This window comes from Ideonella sp. P3_A4 (assembly GCF_056403075.1).
This window is the reverse complement of the sequence record NZ_JBFUGE010001053.1, coordinates 1-1,364: the sequence shown is the minus strand read 5'-3', so window position 1 is coordinate 1,364 and position 1,364 is coordinate 1. Positions and strand designations below refer to the sequence as shown.

At 68.9% G+C, this 1,364-nt stretch carries 1 protein-coding gene; it reads left to right on the top strand.

Going from position 1 to position 1,364, the window contains the following annotated elements:
* Window positions 1–138 precede the first annotated feature (138 nt).
* Window positions 139–1,364: type IV pilus assembly protein FimV (locus AC1DYI_RS35775; protein WP_477208838.1), on the top strand; the 1,226-nt coding region annotated here is incomplete at its 3' end.

Sequence of the window (1,364 nt, the reverse complement as noted above, 5' to 3'; positions counted from 1 at the left end):
GCTTGATGCTATGGTGTTTTCTCGTATTCGGGCCGGTTGACGCCGGAAACTGCTTTGGAGAGAACGGTCGTTGACGGCGGGCCTGTGCGCAGGCTCGCCGATGGCGTTTCGGGAGACGCTTTGAAGAACCCTTCATTCATGGCCAAAGGCGCATCGCTTACCACCCTCGCAACGGCGGCATTGCTGCTGTTGCATACGGGTGGTGCATCGGCGTTGTCGCTGGGCCGCTTGACCGTTCAGTCGGCACTTGGCGAGGCACTGCGCGCTGAGATCGACATCACGAACATGAGCCCGGACGAGGCCGCATCGCTGCGGACCACGTTGGCCTCGCCTGAGGCGTTCCGCGCCGCAGGGGTCGACTTCAACCCGGTGTTGACGGGGGCCCAGTTATCGCTGGCGCGTCGCCCGGACGGCCGGGCCTACATCCGCGTCACGGGCGAGCGCTCGGTGTCCGAGCCCTTCGTCGATGTGATCATCGACTTCGCTTGGTCCAGCGGCCGGCTGCAGCGCGCCTACACGCTGTTGATCGATCCGCCGATCACCAAGCCGGTTGCGCCACCTCCAGCCGCGGCCACCACCGCGCCGGTCATGGCGGCTGCGCCTGTGCAGACCACCCCGGTGGCGCCGCCACCCGCGGCGGCGCGTGCCAGCCGGCCTGCCGCCCCGCCGCCAGCGCCCAAGCCGATGGCGCCGCCTCCGCCTTCGCCGCCGACCGCGTCGGACAGCAGCGACAGCTACAAGGTTCGCGCCGGCGACACGCTGTCGTCGATCGCGTCGGGTCACCCGCGCAGCGGCGTGTCGCTCGACCAGATGCTGGTGTCGCTGTACCGCGGCAACCCGCAGGCCTTCATCGACAGCAACATGAACCGGCTCAAGTCCGGCGTGGTGCTGAACGTGCCCGACTCGTCCGCCGCGAAAGACGTGACGCCGGACGAAGCAAAGAAGGTCATCCAGGCCCACAGCGCCGACTTTGCGACCTTCCGCCAGCGTCTGGCCGGCGCAGCGCCCACCGTGAAGGGCAGCGAGCCCGAGCGCCAGGCCACCGGCCAGGTGCAGGCCGCGGTGAAGGACCGCAAGACCGACAACTCCGCCATCTCCCCGGACAAGCTGACGCTGTCGCAAGGCAGCGCCAAGCCGGGCGCCGAAACCAAGGTTTCGAAGGAGACCGAGCGCAAGGCCGCCGAAACCCGTGTGGCCGAGCTGTCGCGCAACGTGCAGGAGCTGAAGCAGCTGTCGGACGCGACCAAGGCCGCGTCCAAGCCTGCTGCTCCGGCGCCCGCTACCGCTGCCGCGCCGACGACAACGCCGGCCAAGCCTGGCCTGCCGATCGCTGCTGCTCCGACGCCGGTGCCTGTGCCCACCAA